We start from the raw sequence: 24,793 nt of genomic DNA, 5'->3' as shown, positions 1-24,793 counted from the left end.
GAGATGGTGCGGGACGATTGCGGTCGTCTGAACAGAATCCCGACCTGACTGAGTATTCCCGCACAACGGGCCGGCCATCAAGGGCCAAAAAGACAGAGCCGATGTGCATAATTGCAGATCGCGCACCGCGGCGGGATGCCCGCCCCAAATTCACACAGGCGTTGCACGGCCAATTCATATCCGGTTCCTAAGAGTTCACTCACTGTTTACTCATCCGTACCTCACGGGCAAGCCGGAATCTGATTTTACGACCACGAGGGTCGACAGCCGGGAGGAATGCCATGGTCACCAGGATTGCTTTGTATTCGCACGATTCGATCGGACTGGGACACGTGCGGCGGAACCTCGCCATCGCGCACGCACTGTCGTTACACCTTCCGTCCATCACCGACGAACCGGTGAGCGGACTTCTGGTCACCGGACAGAGTGCCGCAACGTCCTTCCCCACTCCCGCCGGTTGGGACTGGTTGGTGCTGCCCGGCATCACCACCGGTGTTGACGGCTACCGCCCGCGTCATCTCACACTGGGCATCGACACGATGACGTCGATTCGCGCCAGCATTCTGCGCGTCGCCCTGCGCGAGTTCGCCCCCGACCTGTTGATTGTTGATCGGCACGCACTCGGCGCCCGCCGAGAACTCGAAAGCGCCCTGGTGAGCCTGCGCTCAACCCGGCCCGAGTGCGCCATCGTGCTTGGCCTTCGGGAAGTGCTCGACCGTCCCGCCGTCGCCCTCGCCGAGTGGCGGGCCATCGGCGGCGCCAGCGCCATCCGACGGTTGTTCGACGCGCTCTGGGTGTACGGCGACCCGCGCGTGCACAATGCGTTCGAGACCGGGGAAATCCCGTCCTCGCTACTCAACCTCGCGGTGCATACCGGCTACCTCGCCAACGGTCGGCCGATCGGGCACGCGCCGAGCGACAGCGAGCCCTTCATACTCACCACCGTTGGCGGCGGTTCCGACGGTCATCGTCTCGCCTCGGCTGCGGCCCGTGCGACCGCGCCACCCGGGTATCGACATTTGGTCGTGACCGGCCCACAGATGCCCGACGCCCATCATGCCGAGATCACGTCCGTGGCACGCGAGGGCACGAGCATCCTGCGTTCGGTTCCGGATGCCCTCGCCTTACTCCGCCGCGCAGCCGCCGTCGTGTGTATGGGCGGATACAACTCGATCAGCGAAGTGATGACGACCGCTGCGCCCACCCTGGTCGTACCGCGCGAGGCCCGACGGCAGGAGCAGACGATTCGCGCCGCAGCACTGGCCCGCCGCGGACTCGTCGAGACCGTGACGACAGACACCGCGACTCCGGCCTTCCTGTCGGCCTGGTTCGCTGCGAACGTCGGCCGGGTCGTTCCGCGCAGCGCGGTGAACCTCGACGGCCTCGAGACAGTCGCCGTGCTCGCGGCGGCACTACTCAATTCCAAACAGCGGGTTCGCGAACCCGCGGAGGTGCAACATGCTGTCTGACCATTCCGGATCCCCTCGGATCGGCTACGTGCTCAAAATGTATCCCCGGCTCTCGGAGACGTTCGTCGTGTCCGAGATCCTCGCCCGCGAAGCCGCCGGTGAGAATCTGGTCATCTTCTCCCTGCGGCCGCCGGTCGATTCGCGCTTTCATGCGGAACTGGCCCGCGTCGCTGCGCCGGTCGTCTATATCGACCGGCCGTGGAAGACCTCCCTGCTCTGGGCGGAATTCCAGTCCACAGCCAAGACCGGCGTCGGGTCGGCAATGTCCGCCTGTCTTGACGAGCTGCTGCTAGCCGACGTCGACGACGCGGTGCAGGCCGTCAGCCTGGCCCGAGCCGTCAGGGAACACGGCATCACCCATCTGCACGCCCACTTCGCCTCGGTCGCCACAACGGTGGCCCGCCTGGCGTCGCTGCTCACGGGGGTGCCGTACTCCTTCACGGCTCACGCCAAAGATCTCTTCCACGAGTCGGTGGACCCGGCGGACCTGGCTGTGAAGCTGGCCGGGGCCCATCATGCCGTCACGGTGAGCGAGTACAACTTCGACTACCTGTGTCGCCGGTTCCCGGCCGAGACCGTACGATTGCACCGGGTTTACAACGGACTGGAACTCGCCCGCTTTCCATTCACCGAGCACCGACCACGCAGTGGGCCACTCGCGGTGGTCGCTGTTGGTCGCCTGGTCGAGAAAAAGGGCTTCAGCCTGTTGGTCGATGCGGCGCACGCACTGCATCACAGCGGCGTCGCGCTGACCGTGGACATTGTGGGCGGGGGCGAACTAACCGGGGCTTTGAGCGAGCAGATCCATCGTCTCGGACTGTTCGGTATCGTGCGGCTGCTCGGCCCGGTCTCGCAGAACGAGGTGGTCGTGCGGCTGGCCACCGCTGACCTGTTTGTCGCGCCCTGCATCGTCGGCGGCGACGGAAACGCCGATGGGCTCCCCACCTCCATCCTCGAGGCGATGGCCCTCGGCGTTCCCTGCATTTCAACGGATGTGACGGGTATCCCCGAGATCGTCCGCGCGGGAGAGACCGGCATCCTGTGTCGCTCCGGCAGTCTTGACGACCTGGTGGCTGCCATGCGCGGGGCCGCCGATCCCGCCGCGAACCTCGGCCGGCTCGCCCGAAACGCCCGCCGGGTGGTCGAGGAGTCGTTCGATTCTGCCCGCCAGGCCCGAGCACTGGGCACGTTGTGTACCCGCACCGACTCCGATGCGAGCCAACCGGCGCATCAACCGGCGCCACTCGAACCGATGGCGGTGGCCTGATGCGCGTCGCCTATCTGTGCGTCGACCCCGGTGTTCCCGTCTTCGGCACGAAGGGCTCCTCGGTGCACGTGCAGGAAGTGGTGCGCACCTTCCGGGAACGCAATATGCCCGTGACCGTGTACTGCACCCGGCGTGGCAGCGACATACCGGCTGACCTGCATGACCTCCCCATCGTTGTGCGCACGGTAGCGGCCAGTCAGTCACCAGCCGAACGGGAACGCGCCATCGCCAGCGCCGCGCAGAGCCTCGCCGACGCCGCGATCGAAGACGGATGCGACCTCGTCTACGAGCGCTACTCCTTGTTCAGCACGGCCTCGGCCGTCATCGCCCGCGCGACGGGGTCCCCGGTGATCCTCGAAGTCAACGCCCCGCTCATCGATGAACAGCGCACGCATCGCACCCTCGTCGATGAGGCCGGCGCCCGTGCCGACACCAGGCGGGTGGTGACGGCCGCAGCCGTGGTCGTGTGCGTCTCCGAGCCCGTCGCCGCCTGGATTCGACCCTTCACACCATCGCCCGGTCGTATCACGGTCGTCCCAAATGGTGTGAATACCCGGCGTATCGTGCCCCGAGCGCACTCGTCGGTGACGACCGGGTTCACCGTCGGCTTCATCGGCACCTTGAAACCGTGGCACGGCGTCGATATATTGATCCGCGCCACGGCCCGGGCTGAATCTGCCGCACGCGAGCACTCCGGTCGGCTCGCCGCCGAACCGCCCTGGCGCCTGCGCATCGTGGGTGATGGGCCAGAACGAGCAGCGCTGCGCCAGTTGGCTTCGAAATACCCACTCGACGTGGAGTTCACCGGGGCTGTGGCTCCGGAACGGGTGCCCGAACTGCTGGCCGGCTTCGACGTGGCCGCCGCACCGTATCCGGTCGGCCACGATCAGTACTTCTCCCCCCTCAAACTCTACGAGTACCTCTCCGCGGGACTCCCCGTGATCGCTTCGGCGGTGGGCCAGATTCCCACTGTCGTCGTCGACGACTGCACCGGGCTGCTCGTGCCGCCCGGCGATGAGGTGGCCTTGGCGGGTGCACTCGGCCGGCTGAACGACGATCGTGCCCTGCGAGTGCGACTGGGCCGCGCCGCACGCACACTCGCCGTCGAGCGGCATGACTGGTGGGCAGTAGTAGGCCGGATCCTCGACCACCTCAGCGCGGCCGACCAGGCGCAACGGAAGACCGGGCCCGCCGCCGCGTTCGCGCCGCAACCCGCGCCGATGATCGGCGGCCGACGATGACGCGCTCACGCGAGCCCAGTGCCCTGCGCCAAAGCCTGCACATCGTCCGCCCCCATATCGGACGGCACTGGAAACTGGTCACCGGCGGCCTCATCGCGCTGCTTCTCGAGGTCGCGCTGTGCGTTCTCGAACCGTGGCCGGTGAAATTCGTGATCGATTCGGTCACGGCCAGTCTCGGCGCCACCCTGCCGGCCGGCTCAACCACGCCGCCGGCGACCATCGGGCTGCTACTCGCCTGCGGAGGACTTCTGGTCGCACTGACGGCGGGGCGCGCCGCGACCAGCTATCTGAGCACGGTGGCATTCGCCCTCGTCGGATCTCGCGTCGCGACCGACCTGCGCACGCGGGTGTTCGCCCACGTCCAGGAGCTCTCCCTGCGCTACCACGCGGCGACCAGGTCCGGCGATACCGTGCAACGCCTGGTCGGAGACATCGGCCGGCTGCAGGAAGTCGCCGTCACAGCCGGGCTTCCGCTGGTCGGCAACGTGCTGACGTTCTTCGTCCTCGCGATCGTCATGGTCGTGTTGGATCCGCTCCTCGCCCTCGTCGTTGTGGGCGCGGCGGTCGCGTACCTGTTGTCGTCGCGACGCAGTTCACGTGCCATCACCTCCGCCTCCCGCACTACCAGGAAGGGCGAGGGGTCGCTCGCTAATACCGCGGCCGAAACGCTCGATGCTATCCGGGTGGTCCAGGCATACGGTCTAGAGCACACCGTCTCCGGAGCCTTCCGCAGCGGCAATGAGACCGCGCTGCGCGAGGGGATCAAAAGTCGTCGTCTGGCTGCCGGGCTCGAACGCCGAACCGACATCATCGTCGGAGTCGCGACCGCGCTCGTGCTCGCCGGAGGCGGATGGCGCGTCATCGACGTGCAGATGACTCTCGGCGAACTGGTCATGTTCCTGATGTATCTCAAGATCGCCATGAAGCCGCTGCGCGACCTGGCCAAGTACACCGGGCGTATCGCGCGGGCCACGGCCTCGGGCGAACGCATCGCCGACCTCCTCGACGAACCCATCGAGGTATTCGATTCGCCGACCGCGCGGCCACTCGGCCACAGCGACGGACGGTTGACGTTCCATGACGTGCACGCTCCAGACGGCTACGGCCGGCCGTTGTTCGCCGGGCTGTCGCTCGAGATTCCGGCGGGGCAAAACGTGTGCCTGCTCGGTCCGTCCGGCTCAGGCAAGTCCACCCTGGTCGGACTGATCCTACGCATGGTCGACCCGACCTCCGGCAGCGTACGCATTGACGGCACCGACGTGCGTGAGGTGACGCTGAGCAGCCTGCGCGGGCAGGTGTCGATCCTGCTACAGGACTCCGTGCTGTTCGCCACGACCGTGCGGGAGAACATCCGCTATGGCCGCCTGGACGCGACCAACGCCGACGTCGAGGATGCGGCCCGGATTGCCAATGCCGAGGAATTCATCACGGCCCTTCCCAGCGGCTTCGAGACGGTACTCGGCGGCCGTGGCAACACCCTGTCGGGCGGCCAGCGTCAGCGCATCGCCATCGCCCGTGCAGTCCTGCGCGATGCCCCCATCGTCATCCTCGACGAGGCCACGACCGGGCTCGACCCCAGCGGTCGCAGCGTCGTCGAAGCCTCGATGGACACCCTCATTCGGGGTCGAACGGTCATCACGATCACCCACGCCTCCCACGCCGTGCATCGCGCGGACCGGGTGCTGTGGCTTGAAGACGGTCGGATCGTCGAGGATGGGTCCCCGACAGAACTTCTCAAGTCACCCAGCAGCCGGCTGTCCCAATGGCTGGCCGAGCAGGAGACGACCGATCGGATCCGGTCATGACGATCGCGGCCGGAACCGGCCCGCTGCCGAACGGCCGCGCCACAGCGCGGTCTCGCGCCGCTGAACAGGATCTGATCACGCGGGATCCCCGCGTGGCGGCGCTCCGAGTGGTTTTCAACGACGACGAGGAGCTGTCCGCCGCACTGAGCCACCCGGCACACGTCACCCGCATCCGCTACAAGCCGGCATCGAGCGTGGTGATCACCTATTCCAGCGACAGCACCGCCGACCCGCACGACCGGTGGGGTGACCACGGCTGGCTCGCCAGCTATGTCGACGACAGGAAGGTGAGCAAGAGTCTGGTGGCCGCGCGACGCGGCAACGCCGCTGCCGCGCGAGTGGAGGGCATCCAGGGAACCGTGCACGGCACGGCATCGGCTGACCGCAGGCTCGCCGGCACTCTCGCCCGGCTTGATCAGGCATGCCCTGAACTGACCGCAGCATCGACCCTGCTCCGGCACAACCCGCACCGGCGGTTGCTGCTGCGCACGACGGGGGCGACCGATCTCGTCGTCAAGGTCACGCCGCGCACCCACCGCGCAAGTACCGACCTGCAATTTCGTCAGATCGAATTTCTCGATCACCTCCTTTCCGAGGGGATTCCGGTCGTTGGGTTATGGCATCCCGGAGGCCTGCGTGATGTCGTCGCCGGGCAGTGGTGGGGTACCGGTGACCTCGCCGCCGTCCAAAGCACGGATGCGGCGGGTGCGGCCGGGCAGGCGCTGGCAGCGCTGCATTCCCTCCGCCTGGCACCCGGCCAGTTTGCGATCGGCGCCCGCATCGTCGACCCGGCGCTGGCGCGATCCGAATCCGTGCGCGCGGCCGGCGCCATCGCGGTCGTTCTGCCCGAATTCGCCCAACGCGCGCACCGACTGGCCGACGCGATCAACGATCGCCGTTCCGCATCGGACCGGCCCAGCGATCCAGTTCTCACTCACGGGGACTTCTCGCCCGATCAGGTGCTCGTCGGACCCGGCGAGATCCGTCTGGTTGATTTCGATCGGGCGGGCTGGTCGGATCCGGAACGCGACCTTGGTTCGTTCGCCGCGGCCGCCATCATGCTCAGGAGCCCGGACCTCGCTGTGGCCCTGTTTGACGGCTACGCCGGCGCGGGCGGCGAACTGCACCCGGATGCGATCCACGACTGGCTGGCTCACGCGCTGCTCAGCCGCGCCATCGATCCATTCCGATACCGGGCCCCGGACTGGGTCGGTGACGTCGAACGCATTCTCGCCGCTGCCGAACAGGTGCTGGAATGATGATGTCCTCACTCCCCCCCAGCGCCGACGACGACGGAACCACCTGGCAGATTGAACGCGCCTGGCCCGATCGTCATAGCGGAGCGACCTTCGAGGCGCGGGCCGCACACAACGGTCAGGTACGCGGCGGCCGTTGGACACCGTCCGGCGGCGCCGTCCTCGGCCGTTTCGGCCACGACGACCAGCTCCCTGACCTCGCCGCTGCCGCCCGATCGGGTTGGATTCTGGTGCACCGCCCCGGCCGTCGCGCCGTCGTGCGTTCCGCAGATGGCTCGAGCTACGCCAAGGTCTTTCGGCCGGGGCGCGCTGCAGCTGCAGTGGCGGCAATGCAGAACGTCGAGGGGCTGGCATCCGCTTTCCGACGGCCGCGCATCGTGGCGGTGACGAGAGATGTCGTCACCTGCTCCGCCGTTCCCGGACGCTCACTGCATGATCTCGGAGCGGATCCGGCCGCTGGCCACGAGTGGGGTCACGCCTGGCAAGCCTGGCGCAGCGCATGGGTGGATTCGATCGGCTCCGCGCCGGCAGATCCGTCACTTCCGGCGCACGATGCGTGCGCTGAAGCAGCCATCGTCCGGTCGTGGGCGTTGAACCTGACCAACCTCGACCCGTCACCCGCGTCGTCTCGCCTCGTGCAGGTCGCAGATCGAGTTGCCGCCGGGTTAATCGCTGGAACAGCCGACGCATTGCGCCCGGCCCATCGAGACCTGCACGACAAGCAGATTCTGTGGGATCCCTCGCACGGTATCGGTCTGATCGACTTCGACACCGCGGCGAATGCGGAGCCTGCTCTCGACCTGGGTAATTTGCGCGCGCACCTGGCGCTTCGCGAGCGGCAGGGACTTCTCAGCTCCGAACGCCGCAGGTACGCCACACGCCTGATCGATTCGGTCGCCGACGAGCTTCACGTCTCCCCCGAACGCGTGAACGCATACGAAACTGCGGCTTGGTTTCGTCTCGGCTGCCTCTATGCCTTCCGACCCCGATGGGCCGCCCTCGCCGCGGTACTGCGTGCCGAAGCCTGCCGACAGCCGAGTGCTTGTGCATAATTGCGTATGACCTTTCCGCCGGCTGGCACCGCTCCCAACCCCGATGATCTCCTCATCTTTCTCGCGGTCGCCCGCACCGGCCGATTCACGACCGCGGCTGAGACCCTGGGCCTGAACCACACCACGGTGTCTCGGCGCATCAGCGCCCTAGAAAGGGCCCTCGACGGCCGTCTGTTGGCCCGCGCGGTGGGTGGTTGGGAACTGACCGAGCTCGGAGAACGCGCCCGCACCGCGGCCGAGGGGGTGGAATCGGCCGTCAGCCTGCTGCGTGGTTCCGACGCCGAAGCCCAACAGATCTCCGGGGTGGTGCGCATGTCGGCGACGGACGGTTTCAGCGCCTATATAGCTGCCCCGGCCGTGGCCGTACTGCAGCGCCGGCATCCGCTATTGCGAGTCGAAATCGTCACCGTCACCCGCCGCGCCCTACAGCACCGTTCGGGGCTGGATATCGAAGTCGTGGTGGGTGAGCCGCAGGTGCATCGGGCCGAGTCGATCCTGCTCGGCTATTACAGCCTCGGGATGTACGCCTCACGGCGCTACCTCGAGGCCCACGGCACACCGGTCAGCATTGCCGAGCTGACCGAGCATCCGCTCGTCTATTTCGTGGATTCCATGCTTCAGGTCGACGACCTCGACGCCCCCCGGAGGCTTGTGCCGCAGATGCGGGAGTCGCTCAGCTCCACCAATGTGTTCGTGCACGTCGAGGGAACCCGGGCTGGAGCCGGAATTGGATTTCTGCCCTGCTTCATGGCCGATCAACATGCAGACCTGGTGCGCCTCCTTCCGGATGATTTTCAGGAACGACTGCCGTACTGGATGGTCTTACGCACCGAATCATTGCGGCTGCCGGCGGTCGCAGCGCTCGTAGCGGCGCTCCGCGCACAAATGGAGTCCTATGCGTCGGCACTGCTCGGCCGTAACGCACTGCAGGGACAGACCCAGCCAACTAGACCCCACCAACTAGATCCCGGCGCGCGGCTGGCCAACTAGACTAGGAAGGCACCAGCGGGAGTGGTGGAATTGGCAGACACGCAGGATTTAGGTTCCTGTGCTTTCGAGCGTGGGGGTTCAAGTCCCCTCTCCCGCACATGGTTCGCATTTCAGCACTGGACGGCAGGTTGAACGACGTCCTCTCCCGGAGGAGGGGCGCCGTCGCCTGCTTATTTGGAGCCTGGTCGTCGCCAAAACGACGCTTTTTCTCGGGCGTTCATCACGGGTGACTCGCTGCGGATGTCGCAGCCCACGGCCCTGGGACCAGCCCACAACGCCTGTCGTGCCCCCTGTTTCCACGGGTCGGCAGCCCGACGTTCTCTCACCATTGGGCGATACCCTGTGTCTCGGTATCCGCCGTCGTTACCCAAACGTCTACCCGTCGCCGACTGGAGTTCACCCGCGTGATTCACACCGCTTTGATTCCTTGGCTCGACCCGACCCAGATCATCGAATCCGCCGGGCCGTGGGCGTTACTCGTCGTCTGTGCGATCGTCTTTGCCGAGACCGGCCTGTTGGTCGGTTTTCTGCTGCCGGGCGATACCCTGCTCGTCATCACCGGCCTGCTCGCGTTCCCCGCCGCCGGAGTCATCCAAATCGACATCTGGTGGGTGGCATTGGCTATCGGGTTTGCTGCTTTTCTCGGCGGTGAAGTCGGCTACCTCATCGGACATAAATTCGGTCCGCGCGTTTTTGAACGCAAGGAATCCGGACTGTTCAGCATCAAGAACGTCGATCGCACCAACGCCTTCTTCGTTCGATTCGGCGGCGTCGCCGTCATCGTCGCCCGGTTCGTCCCGATCGTACGCACCTTTGCGCCGGTTGCCGCCGGCGTCGGGCATATGAACTACCGCAAGTACACGCTGTACAACCTGATCGGAGCACTGTTATGGGGCACCGGGCTAACCTTCGGCGGGTATTTTCTCGGGTACATTCCGCCGGTGGCCGACTTCGTCACGGCGTACATTGACCTCATTCTGCTCGGCGCGGTCGTCGTCACCCTGATTCCTACGGTGTATCACTACTTACAGTCGGTCCTGAAGGCCCGCCGCCTGCGCGATCAGGCCAGGGACGCGACCAGCAGCGCGCGACTGGCTTCCGACACATTCAACACGAACCACACTGGTCGTCACGAAGGCTAGGTCGTGAGCTGCGCGTCAGCGGTGCTGCGTATCTTCGTGCTCGGCGTGCTCGGCCGGTTCCAGCTGAAAGGTCGAGTGGGCGACGTCGAAGTGCCGGCTCAGGCATCCAGACAATTCGTCGAGCAGGGCGTCGGTGCCCGCAGCGAGCACCGTCGGCTCCACGACGATGTGCGCGGTGAACACGTGCGCTCCGCTCGTGATCGCCCAGACGTGCACGTCGTGCACGTCCACGACGCCGCTCGTGCCGAGCAGATGGCGCCGAATCTCGGAAACATCGGTGTCGGCCGGCGTTGACTGGCTGAATACGCGCACCACGTCTCGCAACAGCAGATAGGCTCGCGGCACGATCATGGCGGCGATGACCAGCGAGGCGATGGCATCCGCTTGACCAAACCCGGTTGAGAGGATGACGATGGCCGCGACGATCACGGCGACCGACCCCAGTGCGTCGCCGAGCACCTCGAGGTACGCGCCGCGCATATTGATCGACCCGGCTGCGGCGGGGCGCAACAATACCAATCCGGCGATGTTCGCCGCCAGGCCGACGATGGCGACGATGAGCATGGGCGTTGGCAGCACGGCGCTGTCGCTCGGGCCGATCAGGCGGCCGATCGCCGCGACCGAAACGCCACCGGCCACGGCAAGCAGAATCAGCCCGTTGACGAGGGCGCCGAATACCTCGGCCCGCGCAAACCCAAAGGTAGCCCGGTCGGTCGCCGGGCGCGCCGCCACCACCGTGGCGGTCAGGGCGACGATGAGTCCGAACAGGTCGGACAGCATGTGACCGGCATCGGCCAGGAGGGCGAGCGATCCGGTCAGCCACGCGCCGACCACCTCGAGCAGCAGCACGGCGGCCACGATACCGATGGCGAGGGTCAGTCGCCTCCGGTTCGAGCCGGTTCCGTGCGCGTGATCGTGGCCCATGGCTCAACGTTAGGGCCGCGCGGCTCCACTGGCCAGCTGGCAGGCTAGTTGGGAATGAATGCCGTTCTCAGCGCCAGCACGTGCTGGCCGCTTGATCAGGCGCCCAGCACCTCGCGGAGCACCGGAACGAGACCCTCGAAGGCGATAGCTCGGTGACTGACCTGATTTTTCACGTGCGCCGAGAGCTCGGCGGCCGAGATGGCGTAGCCCTCGGGCAGAAAAATCGGGTCGTAGCCGAAACCGTTCTCACCGGCCGGCTCGAACAGAAGCTGACCGGGCCATTCGCCGACCACGGTGCGCTCGGTACCGTCCGGCAGGGCCAGGGCGGCGACACAGGTGAAATGGGCGTCTCGGTGCTCCTCTGCAACATCACTCAGCTGCCAGAGCAGCAGGCGTAGGTTTTCGCCGTCGTCTTTGGCCGGGCCAGACCAGCGCGCCGAGAAGATGCCCGGCGCTCCACCGAGAATGTCGACGCAGATGCCGGAGTCGTCGGCAATGGCGGGCAGCCCGGTGTGGGCGGCGGCGGCGCGAGCCTTGATCAGGGCGTTTTCGGTGAAACTGACGCCGTCTTCGACCGGCTCAGGACCGTCATAGGCAATCACGTCGACGCCGGGTAGTTGTGGGGCCAGGATACGCCGCAACTCCTCGACCTTGTGGGTGTTGTGCGTGGCAAGAACAATCTGCACGTTTCAGCGCTCCAGCGCGTTGGTCTGAAACTCCGTCAGGGTGACGGCACCATTCAGGGCGAGGTCGAGCAGCGTGTCAAGCTCGCTGCGGTCGAACGGCGCGGCTTCGGCGGTGCCCTGCACCTCGACGAACTTGCCACGCCCGGTCACGACGACGTTCATGTCCGTATCGGCGCGCACGTCTTCCGTGTAGGCCAGGTCAAGCATGGGAACCCCACCGATGATGCCCACGGATACGGCCGAGACGCTGTCGATCAGCGGCTGCGCCTTCTGCGAGATGAACTTCTTGCTGCGCCCCCACTCCAGGGCGTCGGCGAGGGCCACGTAGGCGCCGGTGATGGCCGCTGTGCGGGTGCCACCGTCGGCCTGCAGCACGTCGCAGTCGAGCACGAGCGTGTTCTCGCCGAGCGCCTTCATGTCGACGACGGCGCGGAGGCTGCGACCGATCAGGCGGCTGATCTCGTGGGTGCGGCCGCCGATCTTCCCCTTGACCGATTCGCGGTCCATCCGGCTGTTGGTCGAGCGCGGCAGCATCGAGTATTCAGCGGTGACCCAGCCCTTGCCCTTGCCGCTCATCCAGCGCGGAACACCATTGGTGAACGATGCCGTGCAGAGTACCTTGGTGCGGCCGTAGGAAATCAGTGCCGACCCTTCGGCCTGATCGCTCCAGCCGCGCTCAATCGTGATCGGGCGCAGTTCGTCATTGGTGCGCCCATCGGCGCGCAGGGTCTCGGTCACGGTGTACTCCTAGAGGTTCGGGTGCAGGTGGGAATGGGTGGGTGTCGACAGTTCGTTCAGCTTGATCGCGCCGGTCTCGATCAGGTCGACCCTGCTGACCGCTGGACCGATCAGGCGATGAGCGAGGGCCAGAAAGTCCTCGGCGCTGTCGCCGGTGGCCTCGTAGCGGTAACTGGGCGGGGTCGAACGGTTGCGTTCGAGGCCCTGGCTTACCAGAACCCGGTACACATCATTGGCGGTCTCAGTGTCGCTGGAGACCAGGGTCACGCCCTCTCCGCAGACGTACGAGATGGCGCCACGCAGAAAGGGATAGTGGGTGCAGCCGAGTACTAGGGTGTCGATGTCCGCATCGCGCAGCGGCGCGAGGTATTCCTCGGCAACGGCGAGCACCTCGGTGCCGCTTGTGACGCCGGCCTCGACAAACTCCACAAAGCGGGGACAAGCCTGGCTGAACAGGGTGATCTGCGGCGCAGCAGCGAAGGCATCGTTGTAGGCGCGCGAGTTGATGGTGCCCAGGGTGCCGATCACGCCCACCCTCTGGTTGCGGGTGGTCGAAACGGCGCGGCGTACGGCCGGTTGGATCACCTCGATCACGGGCACGCTGTAGCGTTCGCGGGCGTCTCGCAGCATGGCGGCCGACGCCGTATTGCAGGCGATGACAAGCATTTTAACGCCTTGGGCAACGAGATCGTCGAGAACGTCGAGGGCGAAGCCACGCACGTCGGCAATCTTCTTCGGCCCATATGGCGAGTGCGCCGTGTCGCCGATGTAGAGAATAGATTCGCCCGGCAACTGGTCCTTGATCGCCCGGGCGACGGTCAGGCCGCCCACTCCGGAATCGAAAATACCAATCGGTGCATCTGTCACGGAGACCAAGCCTAGCCGGAGCGAGCGGATAAGCTGTGCCGGGTGACCCAGTCCCCCACCTTCCCCGTGCCAGCACACCGTGGCCTCACCGCCCGCACCCCCGCCTTTCGCACCGACCGGTACGAGCTCACCATGGTGGATGCCGCCATTCAGAGTGGAACCGCCGATCGGGAGTGCATGTTCGAGGCGTTTGCCCGCCGGCTACCGGCTGGCCGTCGCTACGGTATCGTCGCCGGAACCGGCCGTCTGCTGGAATTGATTCGACAATTTCGCTTCGAGACCGAGGAACTGACCTGGTTGGCTGAGAATTCGGTCGTGCGCACATCGACCCTGGACTATCTGGCCGACTATTCCTTCGGCGGCAACGTCTGGGGCTATCAAGAGGGCGAAGCCTACTTTCCTGGGTCGCCGCTGTTGTTGGTGGAGAGCACCTTCGCCGAGGGCGTCATTTTGGAGACGCTCATTCTCAGCGTGCTCAACTACGACATCTCGGTCGCCAGCGCCGCCGCTCGCATGGTCTCGGTGAGCCTCGGCCGCCCGATCGCCGAAATGGGATCCCGCCGCACCAACGAACATTCAGCGGTCGCCGCCGCTCGAGCCGCGTTCATCGCCGGCTTTGCATCGACCAGCAACCTCGAAGCCGGTCGCCAGTGGGGCCTGCCGACCATGGGGACCGCTGCGCACTCCTTCATATTGCTGCACGACAGTGAAGAAGAGGCGTTCCAGGCTCAAGTGGATGCCTTCGGCGCAGCCACAACGCTGCTCGTAGACACCTACGACGTACCGGCCGGCATCGCCCTGGCGGTCAAGGTCGCCGGCACCGAACTCGGCTCCATTCGCATCGATTCCGGCGATCTGCCCACCGTCGTCGCCGCTGCGCGGGCGCAGCTCGACTCGCTCGGCGCTGTGAACACAAAGATCACCGTCACGAGCGACCTCGACGAGTTCGCCATCGCTGCGCTCTCGGCCAGCCCGGTCGACGCCTTCGGAATTGGCACCTCGGTGGTCACCGGATCGGGCGAGCCAGCTGCCGGCCTGGTCTACAAGCTCGTCGCCCACAAGGGCCACGGCGACGACTGGATCTCCGTCGCCAAAACGTCGACCGCCAAGCTATCCGTTGGCGGTCGCAAGAACGCGCTACGCCGAGTGAATGCCGTCGGCACCGCCCAGGAAGAGATCGTGCTGCTGAACGCTGGCCCGGGGGGCGAGTTCGATTCGCGCAACGGGCTGGAACGCGCGCTGTTGATTCCGCTGATCGAGGGCGGTATCGTCGACGAACGATATCTGGGATCGGCCGGGACCCTGCGTGCACGCGCGCACAACGCATCCGTTATGCAGGAACTGCCCATTGAAGCGTTCAGACTCGGGCGCGGCGAGGCCGTCATCCCCACTACCTATCGATAGGTAGCGTCGAACTGCCTGCTACTTGGCCTTCATCTTTTCGTAGATAGCCTTGCAGGTCGGACACACCGGAAACTTCTCCGGGTCGCGGCCCGGCAACCACTTCTTGCCGCACAAGGCCTTGACCGGCTTGCCCGACATGGCCGATTCGAGAATCTTGTCTTTGGGAACGTAGTGCGAAAAGCGTTCATGGTCGCCCGGTTCGAGCTGCTCCTGCTCGATGAGTTCTTCGAGCTCACGGTCAAGCGTTGAGGTACCGCCACCGGGCTGGCCGGGCTCTGCGATGCTCGCGCGAATGATTTCAGTCATGAAACTAGTCTATGCAAAAGACGACGACCACGCCCGATCGGCCTCAGGCGCGCAGCGCGGAGGCGAGCATCTCTGGCCCGCTCCGGTCGAACCGGCGCGCGCCGAACCAGATGCCAACGACGACCGCGAGCAGACCGATGCCGATGCCGGCACCGAGGGCATGCAGGTGCCAGATCGGATCGTCGGTCATGCCGAGGTAAGCGAGGAAAAATACCGGCAGCGCCACCACGATGGATCCGACGAAGGTGAGGGATTGCACGAGCGCCGAGGCGGTGTCTGAGGCTTGCGGCTGCGCAAAGGGGCTATCACCGGGCTTGGTGACCGGGTATGGGAACCGGGTCGACGTATAGCTGGAGAAACCCAATCCAGCCAAGAGGATGCAGGTGCTCACCCCGAGCATGGACGGCAGCACGGTCCAGTCTCCGTAGACGGAGATGCTGACAGCTGAACCAATACCGATGATCGGAATCCCCATGACGGCTGCGGGGATGAGCCGGCCAACACGGTCAGCCAGCCCCCGCGTACCCGAGGCAACGTGCAGCCAGATCGCGGTGCTGTCGTAGGCAACGTCGTTGTGCATGGTCCAGCCAAGGAACACACACATGAGCGGCACAGGAACGAGAGCCAGGTAGTGCAACGGAACGCCCGCAATGCTCAGCGGCAGAATGGCGAGGATCGGCACGATCGGGATCATGATGAGCGACACCCAGTAACGCGAGTCGCGCGCCCAATAGGTAAAGGTGCGTGCGGCGATGGCGCCAACGGTGTTGTGCGGCATACGGTCGAACCAGCCAAGCCCCGAATACTGCTTGGCCGCGGCCTCCCGGCCGGGCGACACGAGCATGCGGGCCACGACCACCTCCCAGATCAGCCACAGCAGGTAGACCGACGCTGCGGCGATGACGAGCTTGAGAATAGCCGTGCCCCAGGCCCCGGTGGAGGCGTCTCCGGGCGCCGCCAAGGCAGCTCCGAGCGGCGTCCAGCCCAGAATCGAAGCCACGGTACCGAGCAGGGCTCGGCCGTGGCGTCCCCAGTCCGTGCCGAGCAGCACCACGACTACCGGCGACAGCATGACCAGCACAACGACACCGATCAGCCCGGTGAACTCGCGTGAGCGCCTGGTGGAGAGCAGAAAGGCGGCGAGGGATGCGCTCACCCGGGACAGCAGAATGCAGGTCACGAGCACGAGTACAGCCGAGACCAGGGCGAGCAGGGTCTCCACCACGCCGCGGGACCATGTGATGACCGTGCCCAGGAGCATGATGCTCAACGTCAGTGCTGGAACACCGATGAGCGCCGAACCGGCCAGGCCGAGTGACAGGGACCGGTTGGGAATGCCGAGGAACGCGAATTTGCGCGGGTCCATGGTGTCGTCAATGCCGACCACTATAGGGATAAGCAGAAATCCCAGCACCACCAGTGACCCGGCTACGACGAGGCTGTCACGAATCAGTGAAACGTCACCGACAAATCGCAGGGTGATCAGGGCGACCAGAATCGTGATGGCAACGCCGAGACCGTAGAGCAGACCGACGACCAGGCCGACGACTTGCCACGGGCTCCGTCGAAACAAATTAGCGAGAAGCCGAAGCTTCAGTCCGAAAAATTGTGTAACCACTCCATCCCCTCCGCTACTTTGCGCCCACCCGCGAGCTCAATGAACCGGTCTTCAAGCGTGTTCTGCCCGCGCACCTCGTCAACGGTTCCTGCCGCTAGGACGCGGCCCTGCACGATGATGGCCACGTGATCACAGACGCGCTGGATCAGGTCCATGCCGTGGCTGGAGAGCACGACGGTGCCGCCGGCTGCGACGTATTTCTGCAAAATTTCGGTGACGTTCACCGCAGACACCGGGTCGACCGATTCAAAGGGCTCGTCGAGCACCAGCACCCGGGGGGAATGAATCATCGCGCAGGCGAGAGCGATCTTCTTGGTCATGCCGGCGGAATAGTCAGCGACGAGGCGATTCAGCGCATCGTCGAGACCGAAGGCCGCGGCCAGATCGGCAGACCTGGCGCGCACGGTGTCGTTGTCGAGCCCTCGCAGAGTGCCGGCGTAGTAGAGCAATTGTGCGCCGGTCAGGCGATCAAAGAGGCGCAGCCGATCGGGCAGCACCCCGATGACGCGCTTGGCCTCATTAGGACGCTTCCAGACATCGATGCCATGCACGGTAACGGTTCCGGCTGCGGGTCGAAGCAATCCGGTGATCATCGATAAAGTCGTGGTTTTGCCAGCCCCATTCGGTCCGACGATTCCGTAGAACGAGCCGGCGCGCACGGTCAGGCTCAGGTCGGAGACGGCAACCTTGTGCCCGAACCGCTTAATCAGGCCTCGCGCCTCGATAACGATCGGGGCGGGCTCCGCTGCCGAAACGGGCACAACGGATGCCGTCGCGGCAGTAGTCGGTACGGCCTTCGGCGCCGCCTTCGCGGGAGTTGTCTGTACTACCTTCGGTACTGCTGTGGACGGTGTTCGCGGCGGCGTCTGGGGCTCGGCCTCGGTCTGCTGTTCCACTTCGGTCTGAGCGTCAGCTGGGACCTGTGATGCGATCTTCGCTGTGCGCGCAGCGGCCTGAAGTCCGCCCTCGAGCGCATCGCGGGTTGCATAGGGTCTGGTCGTCTCGTCGGTGGCGCTGTTGGCAAGCGACGACGCAAAGGCGGATGATGGTTTCACGGTGGTCGGCGCGGCAACTGTCGGTTTACGAACTCCTGGCTTACGAACGGCCGGCTTGCGAGCCGGGGGCTTTCGCGCGGTCGGCTTGGCGAGTGTGGCCGGTGCAACTGCCGTTTCAGGCGGCGTTACCGCCGCGGTTTCCTCGGTTGTTTGGGGCGCGACGATTTTGGGCACGGTCGTGCGTGCCGCGGCCGTTTTGGCCCCGGAGGTTTTTGAGGCCGCGGCCTTGGCGACCGCCGCTGTGCCCACGGATCCGGCGACTGGCTTGCGCGCGGCCGGCTTTCGAACAGCAGGCTTGCGAACGGTCGGCGTCGACGCGGCCGGTTTGATGGTCGCTGGCTGACCTTCGGGCTGGTCCACGACGTTGGGGTGCACGTCGCGCGCCGCTTTCGACTCAGTAGAACGGTCGGCGACAGATTCGTCGTCAGATTCGGAGTCGAGCGGCACAAATGTCACCTCGCTAACCTATCAAGGACCACCGACGCGAGGGTGCGGACGGCCAGCTGCCGGCCATTTCAACCTGTGAGTACGCTCCACACCGGGTCACGAATTGGACACGTGCTGCGCCGTTTTTTCCCGTGGAAGGACCCAACGGGTTATGGTGAGATTGACATAACGGTGTGTCTTGACGTGAACATGTGGGTGAATCCTTCGTAAACTCTTCTCATTGGAATGGGTTTTCAGGCCGAGCCTCAACCATTCTTGAGGAGATAATCGTGACGACGCAAGCACTTAAAGTGCAGGTAGTCATACTGGCAGCCGGTATGGGCAGTCGTCTTGGGCGCTCCCTACCGAAGCCGCTCACTGAGCTGAGCGACGGCCGCACAATCATGCAGCAGCAGTTCGACAACATCGCACACGCCTTCGGCAAGGCCGCCAAGGTGACGGTTGTCGTCGGATACAAGCTCGAGCACATCATCGAAGCGTTCCCGCAGGCATCCTTTGTTTATAACGAAGAGTACGACCAGACCAACACGTCCAAAAGCTTGCTGCGAGCCTTGCAGGCCTCGAAGCCGGGCGGCGTTTTGTGGATGAACGGCGACGTCGTCTTCGACCCCGCCATTCTTGACCGTGCAGCGACCATGATGGCCCGCGATCAGTCCTTCGTCACCGTAAACACTGACAAGGTGTCCGATGAAGAGGTCAAGTACACGACGAGCGCCGAGGGCTATATCAAGGAGTTGTCCAAAACCGTCAAGGGCGGCCTCGGTGAAGCCGTCGGCATCAACTACGTATCGAGCGCCGACAAGGCAACCCTGATCCGCCAACTGAGCAAAGTTGCCGACCAGGACTACTTCGAACGCGGCATTGAACTCGCCATCGAACAGAACCGCATGCTGGTCGAGCCGGTGAACATCTCCGACTTCTACGCCGTCGAGGTGGACTTCGCCGAAGACCTCGAGCGCGCCAACCTGTTCGTCTAGCTGACACACGCGCTCTCCACTGAAAAACCCCCGCGCCTCGGCGTGGGGGTTTTCTCGTACCTGGCGGGTGGCCGGAGCGCACGTGCGCCTCGGCCACCTTTGGTGATCGTGGTTAGTCTTTCGTGCCGTCTTCGACGGCGACGCCATTCATATCGTCGCTCGTGTTTTCGGTGCCAGATTCGGTGCCAGACTCCGTCGTGGACTTGGTGCCGGTTTCGTCGGCGGCCTCGCCGTCATCGGTGCCGTCTTCAACCTCGTTCTGTACGTTGTCGGTGTCGGCGGACGTTGCGCCGGATTCAACACTCGAGGATGACGAGGTGGCCGGGGACTCCTGGGCTCCGGCGGTGAGGGTGATGCCGCCGTCGTGTGCCTGAATGATCTGCTTCACCAAACTGAGGCCGAACCCATGTCCGGGATGTGACCTCGCTTGGTCGGATCGCCAGAACCGGTCGAAAACGTGCTGCAGGTCGTCGTCGGCTATGCCGATTCCGATGTCACGTACGGTGATACTGCAGATGCCGTTCTGGGTGCCGGTGCCGGTGCCGGTGCCGGTGCCGGTGCCGGTGCCGGTGCCGGTGCCCACGGTGACGGTGCCCGGCACCGGTGTCAACTTCAGATGATATTGGCGATGGCTCGAGCGAGCAACGCCGGGGAGCCCAGAACGACCGTGGCTTGCCCCAGGTGAATGTCCAGCCGAGCGGCTTCCACCGGGTTGCTGGCACGCGCGTCGATGTCGAGCCGGATGAGCTCGTTCAAGTCGACGACCTGATAGGTTCTTTTCAGGTCGGTTCCGGCGCCGCGCCGGGTCTCGACGATCTCGGTCTCGCCCGGCAGGGTGAGTTTTTGTCGCAGGTAACGGATGTAGGTTTGCATGACGTTGCTGAACCCCTCATGGTTACTGTCCCACGAATGATCGATCAGTTCGGTGGCGCTGATAATGGTGCCCGCGTTGCGCATCAAATATTCCAGCACGGCGAATTCCTTCGCCGTCAACTCGATGGTGCGTCCCGCACGCAGCGCGGTGCGGCTGGCTGGATCGCGGCTGACTCCCTGCGCCTATAGCACGGGTGCGTGGGCGCGCGGCGACCGTCGGAGCAGTGCACGCACACGGGCCAGTAGCTCGACCAGGTGGAACGGTTTGACGATGTAGTCGTCGGCGCCAGCATCGAGCCCCTCCACCTTGGTGTGCATCGAATCCAGTGCGGTGAGCATCAGCACCGGTACGTCGTTATTGAACGAACGGATGCGTCGGCACGCGTCCATCCCGCCTCCCGGCATTGAGGTGGAAGACAAAGTACGCCACGGCGACCAGGGCGATGGCTGCGGCGAAAACGAGAAGAGCCACGAAGAAGCCGAGATTCAGTCCCTCGGTGACGAGGTCGCCTGCCGCTGTGCCGCGGGCGAACGTGAACAGCACGGCCAGCCAATAGACGGCCGGGGTGTACTGCTGGAGTTTAAATTGCGCGATCAGTGCAGCGGTGAGGAGTGCGGCCATGATAATCGAGGTGATCGTGAGGCCCATTCCCAGGTTGACGTTCAAGAAGTCTGCTGCGGTCTCACCCACCGTGGTCGCGAGCACCTTGATCACCCAGAAGATAAGGGTCACCTCTGGAACCTTGATCAGTATGTGCCGTACCGGTGAAACGGTGGTCGAAAGGGTTGCGGTCGTGGACAAGAGTTTCTCCTTCGATGGGGTCGGTAGCACTAGCGAACATGGGGGCGTCTAAGACTTTTCACAGAAGGGATCTACTGGCGCACGAGATTCACGAATTCGCAGCTAAGAATCAGGCTCGCTTCGCTCGTAGAATGACCAACCGGATTACCGTGCCCGCGTCGGAACTATCGACGACGTTCACGGACCCGCACGGCATTGTCTAACAGAGCCACAACGCATCAGGTCAGGCTGGCCGCTGGCACGCGGGTGAACGCTGGCTCCAGAGCAGTGAGTTCAATGCTGAGGTGTTCTTCGACAGCGATGAGCACCATCGACTGCACGGCGGAATCACCGCAGCAGGCACATCGGTAATGACAGTGTCTTTCGCCGCCGCGCCGCCGATCTCCGCCGATTCGAGGAGGTCATGGATGATGTGGATGAGCTCCTTTGCATCGCTGCGCAGCTCAGTCACGATCGCGGAGGACGGGTCATCCGCTGGCGGAACTCGTTGCAGAATGTGCAGGCGGGCGTCGAACACCGCAGCAGCGCGCAGAAGCCCGACAGCGCCAACTCGCGAGTTATCGGCATCCGGCACCGGTTCAAACAGCTCACCGGCGGGGACCTCGGACAGGATATAGACGAAGACGGCAACGATGCCGACCACGACAACGGCGGCGCACGCTGTCGCGATTCGGATGCCGACGATTCGTGAGGCCCGAGGGACGGCGAGGCTATCGCTGTCGACGATGGAAAGTTTCTGGCGGGTCGTGAGTGGCCATCAACTGGCAAGTGCAGGTGGTACCCGACGCCGATGCGGCAGCCGTGCGAAACCAGGTACGCACCGCGGCCGGTGTCACCACGGCGCTGCCGGTGACCTTTGCCCACACGACCGGCCTGACCGCCACGACACAGGGCGCGACCCAGGCCACGGACCCGGGCGCCGTGCTCGGCCTCCCGGACGGCTATCTGAAGGCGATTCCGGGCGAGATCCGGCAGCTGACCGGAACGAGAACCGGCGTGCTCATCGCCCAGCAAACGGCAGCGAACCCGCACGTCGCTCCTGGCGACACCATCATGATCGGCCTCGCGGGAACTCAGCCGGTCGAGATGACCATCAGCGGTGTCGTCGACCTTCCTCAAGCCAATTCCCTATTTCAGACCGTCGGCGCGCCGGCCCAGTCTTAACCCACCGCCCCGCCAGACAATGTAGTACTCCTGCCCGAGTCCCAGTTTCGCAGCGTCACCGCCGGCCTCGCCGCCGCACGACCCAACCTCGTGGCCACCCAAATTCATGTCGACCACTCGCACGACCTCGCGACAGGCCCGGCCGTGTCGTTTGTCGATGTCATCGCCGCCGCCCACAACCTCGAGGCGACACTCGCCAACCAAACCGATGCCATTCTGGTCAGCGCCGAGACCGTCGCCGATTTTCAGCTGAACCCGGGCGACCTGATCCCGCTGCGATTACAGCAGGCCGACACGAAAACTCTCGTTACCGTGCCGTTTCAGTATGTGGGGGTGGCGAATGAGTTTTCGACCGCGCTCAAGAACAGTTTCTCCATCGCTAACGCCGACTACGTTGCGACGGCATCCCATGACACCGCCGCCAATGTGTTTCTGATCGACACGCAGGGGCAGAACACGTCGGCCACGGTCGCGCGCTTGCGCTCCGCCCTCGGCACGGGTCTCCCGCCAGCCGGCCATTGAATCGCTGCGGGACCTTTAAACCGCCGCGACTTGTTCCTACGCGGCAAGTCGCTGGTCCAACCAGCCACAAAGCATCCTCAATCGGAATTATCTCGCCGCAACACGAGCCTGTGATTCCGGGATAAAGGTGCCATCGGCTGAGCAACGAAGTTGCCGCCGCCTCGGGCTGGGCCGCACCGAAGTGGCATTACAACCGCTGCACTCGAGTTCGTATCGGGGTGAGGACGCCCCGTCAGGTGTAGCCGGATTTGGTCTCAGCTGGGCCTCAGAATGGCAGTACGGGCAAGTTATTCTCATGGAATGAACTCCTTCGTTCGGTCCCGCCCCACCGAATCTGAAGTTTGCAACATTTGACGGAACCGTCCACTAAGTGTGTTCCCCTTCGGCTAGCAACCGCTACCCCTTTCGTTCCTCGTACCACCCCCCGAAAGGGGTGCGATGCGTTCGTGCCCGGTGAGGCGTCAGCGTGTGCCTCCAGTTGCCATTTGCTCGCCGCCGCGCGAGGATCTCTGCGCTGGCGTAGATTTGAACCAGAGAACTTTCAGAGGATGGGCAGACGTGACGCAAGATAGCTTGGCCGAAGAACGCGACACTCTAGAGGTCGAGACCGTTGTGCTCGTCGCCGAGGATGGCACGCCGATCGGCACGGCAGCCAAGGTGATCGTGCACGATTTTGACACCGCCCTGCACCTGGCCTTCTCCTGCCATGTTTTTGATCAAAATGGGCGCATCCTGGTTACCCGCCGAGCCCTGACCAAGAAGGCTTGGCCGGGCGTGTGGACAAACTCGTTCTGTGGCCACCCGGCCCCGGGGGAAACACTCGTGCATGCTGTATCACGTCGTGCCGGGTATGAACTCGGCATCGACCTGACCGAGCTGACCCTGGCTCTGCCCGATTTTCGCTACCGCGCCATCGACGCGTCAGGAATTGTGGAGAACGAAATCTGCCCCGTCTTCACGGCGATTACGAACTCGTCGGTAGTGCCGCGCAACGACGAGGTCATGGAATGGCGCTGGGTTCCCCTGGCCGATCTCGTCACGGCTGTGCGCGCCACCCCGTGGGCGTTTAGCCCCTGGCTGACCCTGCAACTCCCCCTCCTCTTCCCCCAGCTCTAGGTTGACCCCGGCAAATTAAGCCGGAAATCCATGACCCGCTCGTTCCAAACCGGGCCTAGTATGACCTCGTGAACCCTGCATCGGTATCAGGAGTCGCCCGTAAGGCGGAGGGCAGCGCGCCACTGCGAGCGTTGGCTCGATTGGGGTTCGCGGTCAATGGGTTATTGCATATACTGATCGGTTTTCTCGCCATCAGCGTGGTATTCGGTGCTGCGAACGGCTCAGCCGACCAGTCCGGCGCTCTCGCCCAGCTCGCTTCCACGCCCGGTGGGGCATTTGTGCTGTGGGTCGTCGTGCTCGGCTTGTTCGCCCTCGGTCTGTGGCTGCTGATCTCGGCTTTTCTTGTGCAGGGTGACCCGAAACACAAATGGAGTCAGCGCGCTGCAAACATCGGCAAGGCAGCAGCCTACTTCTTGCTGGCCGGCACCTCCCTCACCTTTGCGCGGGGCGGCGCGACCAATTCAGCCAGCAGCACGAGTGACGCCAGCGCGAAACTGCTCTCCTCACCGGGCGGCGTGTTCATTTTGTTCGTCCTGGGACTGATCGTGCTCGCGATCGGCGCTTACTTTGTTTACACGGGTGCCACCAAGAAATTCACCGCCGACCTCGCCGTTCCAAGCGGCACGGCAGGCCGGGCCGTCATCACCCTCGGCGTCGTTGGTTACATCGCCAAGGGCATTGTGCTGGGCGTTGTCGCTATTCTCATTATGATCGCCGCTCTCACCGTCGACCCGAGCAAAAGCACCGGCCTCGACGGGGCCCTGAAAACGCTCGCTGGGCTGCCGTTTGGGAGCATTATTTTGATCGCCATCGGCATCGGCCTGATCGCCTACGGTGTCTACTGTTTCGCGCGGGCTTGGCGCGCCCAGCTCTAACTCGTATCTAGGTTCGGGCTCTTGTCGAGTACCTGAACGGTGTGTCTGGTGTCGAAGGCGATCACACAACCGACAATAATCAGCGAGAGCGACACGGATACCAGGGCATCGGTAGCCCAGTGGTAGCCCAGCTCTATGCGACTGAGCGCCGCAGTACTGATGCAGAAGGCTGCTAAGACACCAGCCAGCGCGGCTCC

General features: G+C 64.5%; 26 protein-coding genes and 1 tRNA gene. 15 read left to right on the top strand and 12 right to left on the bottom strand.

Annotated elements, in window-relative coordinates; all coding sequences use genetic code 11:
- Positions 1 to 281 precede the first annotated feature (281 nt).
- The 9 genes from CXY75_RS18180 (at position 282) to CXY75_RS18140 (ending at position 10,222) form a co-directional block, all read left to right on the top strand.
- Positions 282 to 1,469 (top strand): glycosyltransferase family protein, encoded by a 1,188-nt coding sequence (locus CXY75_RS18180; protein WP_104084186.1) that lies wholly within the window; start codon positions 282 to 284, stop codon positions 1,467 to 1,469.
- On the top strand, positions 1,459 to 2,736 hold the full coding sequence (locus CXY75_RS20655; RefSeq protein ID WP_104084185.1) for a glycosyltransferase family 4 protein: 1,278 nt from the start codon (positions 1,459 to 1,461) through the stop codon (positions 2,734 to 2,736). The genes CXY75_RS18180 and CXY75_RS20655 overlap by 11 nt, the downstream gene beginning before the upstream one ends.
- Positions 2,736 to 3,977 (top strand): glycosyltransferase family 4 protein, encoded by a 1,242-nt coding sequence (locus CXY75_RS20650; protein ID WP_104084184.1) that lies wholly within the window; start codon positions 2,736 to 2,738, stop codon positions 3,975 to 3,977. Before CXY75_RS20655 ends, CXY75_RS20650 begins: the two co-directional genes overlap by 1 nt.
- On the top strand, positions 3,974 to 5,782 hold the full coding sequence (locus tag CXY75_RS18165; protein WP_104084183.1) for an ABC transporter ATP-binding protein: 1,809 nt from the start codon (positions 3,974 to 3,976) through the stop codon (positions 5,780 to 5,782). Before CXY75_RS20650 ends, CXY75_RS18165 begins: the two co-directional genes overlap by 4 nt.
- On the top strand, positions 5,779 to 7,041 hold the full coding sequence (locus CXY75_RS18160) for an aminoglycoside phosphotransferase family protein (RefSeq protein ID WP_158251250.1): 1,263 nt from the start codon (positions 5,779 to 5,781) through the stop codon (positions 7,039 to 7,041). The genes CXY75_RS18165 and CXY75_RS18160 overlap by 4 nt, the downstream gene beginning before the upstream one ends.
- Entirely contained in the window at positions 7,038 to 8,090 is a 1,053-nt protein-coding gene (locus tag CXY75_RS18155; RefSeq protein WP_146069531.1) for a phosphotransferase, read from the top strand. The genes CXY75_RS18160 and CXY75_RS18155 overlap by 4 nt, the downstream gene beginning before the upstream one ends.
- 6 nt (positions 8,091 to 8,096) lie before the next feature.
- On the top strand, positions 8,097 to 9,080 hold the full coding sequence (locus CXY75_RS18150; protein ID WP_104084180.1) for a LysR family transcriptional regulator: 984 nt from the start codon (positions 8,097 to 8,099) through the stop codon (positions 9,078 to 9,080).
- Between the two features lie 15 nt (positions 9,081 to 9,095).
- A tRNA-Leu gene (locus CXY75_RS18145) sits at positions 9,096 to 9,177 on the top strand.
- A 310-nt stretch (positions 9,178 to 9,487) separates the two neighbouring features.
- Positions 9,488 to 10,222: a DedA family protein gene (locus CXY75_RS18140; protein WP_199182518.1), complete on the top strand. Its 735-nt coding sequence runs from the start codon at positions 9,488 to 9,490 to the stop codon at positions 10,220 to 10,222.
- A 15-nt stretch (positions 10,223 to 10,237) separates the two neighbouring features.
- On the opposite strand, the gene CXY75_RS18135 is transcribed toward CXY75_RS18140, so the two are convergent.
- From CXY75_RS18135 to murI, 4 genes are all read right to left on the bottom strand, one after another.
- Positions 10,238 to 11,146, bottom strand: coding sequence for a cation diffusion facilitator family transporter (locus CXY75_RS18135; RefSeq protein ID WP_104084178.1), 909 nt, complete (start codon positions 11,144 to 11,146; stop codon positions 10,238 to 10,240).
- A gap of 95 nt (positions 11,147 to 11,241) precedes the next feature.
- A complete protein-coding gene (rdgB, locus tag CXY75_RS18130) occupies positions 11,242 to 11,832 on the bottom strand; it encodes an RdgB/HAM1 family non-canonical purine NTP pyrophosphatase (protein WP_104084177.1) in 591 nt (196 codons plus the stop codon).
- Positions 11,833 to 11,835: 3 nt separating this feature from the next.
- Positions 11,836 to 12,570, bottom strand: a complete 735-nt coding sequence (gene rph, locus CXY75_RS18125; protein WP_104084176.1) for a ribonuclease PH — start codon at positions 12,568 to 12,570, stop codon at positions 11,836 to 11,838.
- A gap of 9 nt (positions 12,571 to 12,579) precedes the next feature.
- Positions 12,580 to 13,437, bottom strand: coding sequence for a glutamate racemase (gene murI, locus CXY75_RS18120; RefSeq protein WP_104084175.1), 858 nt, complete (start codon positions 13,435 to 13,437; stop codon positions 12,580 to 12,582).
- Positions 13,438 to 13,479: 42 nt separating this feature from the next.
- Between murI and CXY75_RS18115 the strand changes: the two genes are divergently transcribed.
- On the top strand, positions 13,480 to 14,841 hold the full coding sequence (locus CXY75_RS18115; RefSeq protein WP_369826752.1) for a nicotinate phosphoribosyltransferase: 1,362 nt from the start codon (positions 13,480 to 13,482) through the stop codon (positions 14,839 to 14,841).
- A gap of 18 nt (positions 14,842 to 14,859) precedes the next feature.
- On the opposite strand, the gene CXY75_RS18110 is transcribed toward CXY75_RS18115, so the two are convergent.
- Genes CXY75_RS18110 through CXY75_RS18100 form a run of 3 tightly spaced genes read right to left on the bottom strand, consistent with a single transcriptional unit; the run spans position 14,860 to position 17,661 of the window.
- Entirely contained in the window at positions 14,860 to 15,147 is a 288-nt protein-coding gene (locus CXY75_RS18110) for a DUF3039 domain-containing protein (RefSeq protein WP_199182499.1), read from the bottom strand.
- 43 nt (positions 15,148 to 15,190) lie between these two features.
- Entirely contained in the window at positions 15,191 to 16,765 is a 1,575-nt protein-coding gene (locus tag CXY75_RS18105) for a hypothetical protein (protein ID WP_233202010.1), read from the bottom strand.
- Positions 16,741 to 17,661 carry an ATP-binding cassette domain-containing protein gene (locus CXY75_RS18100; RefSeq protein ID WP_199182517.1) on the bottom strand — a complete coding sequence of 307 codons (921 nt, stop codon included), beginning with the start codon at positions 17,659 to 17,661 and terminating at the stop codon, positions 16,741 to 16,743. The genes CXY75_RS18105 and CXY75_RS18100 overlap by 25 nt, the downstream gene beginning before the upstream one ends.
- Positions 17,662 to 18,536: 875 nt before the next feature.
- Here CXY75_RS18100 and CXY75_RS18095 point away from each other — a divergent pair.
- The gene (locus tag CXY75_RS18095; protein ID WP_255411808.1) at positions 18,537 to 19,244 is read left to right on the top strand and encodes an NTP transferase domain-containing protein; all 708 of its coding nucleotides are present in this window, start codon (positions 18,537 to 18,539) and stop codon (positions 19,242 to 19,244) included.
- Positions 19,245 to 19,356: 112 nt separating this feature from the next.
- On the opposite strand, the gene CXY75_RS18090 is transcribed toward CXY75_RS18095, so the two are convergent.
- The 5 genes from CXY75_RS18090 to CXY75_RS18075 form a co-directional block, all read right to left on the bottom strand.
- Positions 19,357 to 19,845, bottom strand: a complete 489-nt coding sequence (locus CXY75_RS18090; protein WP_233202039.1) for a HAMP domain-containing sensor histidine kinase — start codon at positions 19,843 to 19,845, stop codon at positions 19,357 to 19,359.
- Positions 19,846 to 19,856: 11 nt separating this feature from the next.
- Positions 19,857 to 20,243 carry a winged helix-turn-helix domain-containing protein gene (locus CXY75_RS20645; protein WP_255411811.1) on the bottom strand — a complete coding sequence of 129 codons (387 nt, stop codon included), beginning with the start codon at positions 20,241 to 20,243 and terminating at the stop codon, positions 19,857 to 19,859.
- A 57-nt stretch (positions 20,244 to 20,300) separates the two neighbouring features.
- A complete protein-coding gene (locus tag CXY75_RS20640; RefSeq protein ID WP_233202008.1) occupies positions 20,301 to 20,507 on the bottom strand; it encodes a response regulator transcription factor in 207 nt (68 codons plus the stop codon).
- Positions 20,473 to 20,919 (bottom strand): hypothetical protein, encoded by a 447-nt coding sequence (locus CXY75_RS18080; RefSeq protein WP_104084405.1) that lies wholly within the window; start codon positions 20,917 to 20,919, stop codon positions 20,473 to 20,475. Before CXY75_RS18080 ends, CXY75_RS20640 begins: the two co-directional genes overlap by 35 nt.
- Positions 20,920 to 21,142: 223 nt before the next feature.
- Positions 21,143 to 21,562: a hypothetical protein gene (locus CXY75_RS18075; protein WP_104084172.1), complete on the bottom strand. Its 420-nt coding sequence runs from the start codon at positions 21,560 to 21,562 to the stop codon at positions 21,143 to 21,145.
- 107 nt (positions 21,563 to 21,669) lie between these two features.
- Here CXY75_RS18075 and CXY75_RS18070 point away from each other — a divergent pair, with 107 nt between their 5' ends.
- From CXY75_RS18070 to CXY75_RS18055, 4 genes are all read left to right on the top strand, one after another.
- A complete protein-coding gene (locus tag CXY75_RS18070) occupies positions 21,670 to 22,083 on the top strand; it encodes a hypothetical protein (RefSeq protein WP_104084171.1) in 414 nt (137 codons plus the stop codon).
- A 90-nt stretch (positions 22,084 to 22,173) separates the two neighbouring features.
- Positions 22,174 to 22,605, top strand: a complete 432-nt coding sequence (locus tag CXY75_RS18065; protein ID WP_104084170.1) for a hypothetical protein — start codon at positions 22,174 to 22,176, stop codon at positions 22,603 to 22,605.
- 558 nt (positions 22,606 to 23,163) lie between these two features.
- Positions 23,164 to 23,721 carry an isopentenyl-diphosphate Delta-isomerase gene (gene idi / locus CXY75_RS18060; RefSeq protein ID WP_233202007.1) on the top strand — a complete coding sequence of 186 codons (558 nt, stop codon included), beginning with the start codon at positions 23,164 to 23,166 and terminating at the stop codon, positions 23,719 to 23,721.
- A gap of 68 nt (positions 23,722 to 23,789) precedes the next feature.
- Entirely contained in the window at positions 23,790 to 24,596 is an 807-nt protein-coding gene (locus CXY75_RS18055) for a DUF1206 domain-containing protein (RefSeq protein WP_104084168.1), read from the top strand.
- Positions 24,597 to 24,793: the final 197 nt, after the last annotated feature.

The sequence above is a fragment of the Cryobacterium sp. Y11 genome (assembly GCF_002929535.1).
Taxonomy (GTDB): domain Bacteria; phylum Actinomycetota; class Actinomycetes; order Actinomycetales; family Microbacteriaceae; genus Cryobacterium.
Note: the sequence above shows the minus strand (reverse complement) of the source record. Positions and strands in the feature narration are given on the sequence as shown.

What these genes read in the sequence shown, in the direction of transcription:
- CXY75_RS18180 (WP_104084186.1), top strand. Translation starts at nt 282, where the DNA reads ATGGTCACCAGGATTGCTTTGTATTCGCACGATTCGATCGGACTGGGA.
- CXY75_RS20655 (WP_104084185.1), top strand. Translation starts at nt 1,459, where the DNA reads ATGCTGTCTGACCATTCCGGATCCCCTCGGATCGGCTACGTGCTCAAA.
- CXY75_RS20650 (WP_104084184.1), top strand. Translation starts at nt 2,736, where the DNA reads ATGCGCGTCGCCTATCTGTGCGTCGACCCCGGTGTTCCCGTCTTCGGC.
- CXY75_RS18165 (WP_104084183.1), top strand. Translation starts at nt 3,974, where the DNA reads ATGACGCGCTCACGCGAGCCCAGTGCCCTGCGCCAAAGCCTGCACATC.
- CXY75_RS18160 (WP_158251250.1), top strand. Translation starts at nt 5,779, where the DNA reads ATGACGATCGCGGCCGGAACCGGCCCGCTGCCGAACGGCCGCGCCACA.
- CXY75_RS18155 (WP_146069531.1), top strand. Translation starts at nt 7,038, where the DNA reads ATGATGATGTCCTCACTCCCCCCCAGCGCCGACGACGACGGAACCACC.
- CXY75_RS18150 (WP_104084180.1), top strand. Translation starts at nt 8,097, where the DNA reads ATGACCTTTCCGCCGGCTGGCACCGCTCCCAACCCCGATGATCTCCTC.
- CXY75_RS18135 (WP_104084178.1), bottom strand. Translation starts at nt 11,146, where the DNA reads ATGGGCCACGATCACGCGCACGGAACCGGCTCGAACCGGAGGCGACTG.
- CXY75_RS18110 (WP_199182499.1), bottom strand. Translation starts at nt 15,147, where the DNA reads ATGACTGAAATCATTCGCGCGAGCATCGCAGAGCCCGGCCAGCCCGGT.
- CXY75_RS20640 (WP_233202008.1), bottom strand. Translation starts at nt 20,507, where the DNA reads ATGGACGCGTGCCGACGCATCCGTTCGTTCAATAACGACGTACCGGTG.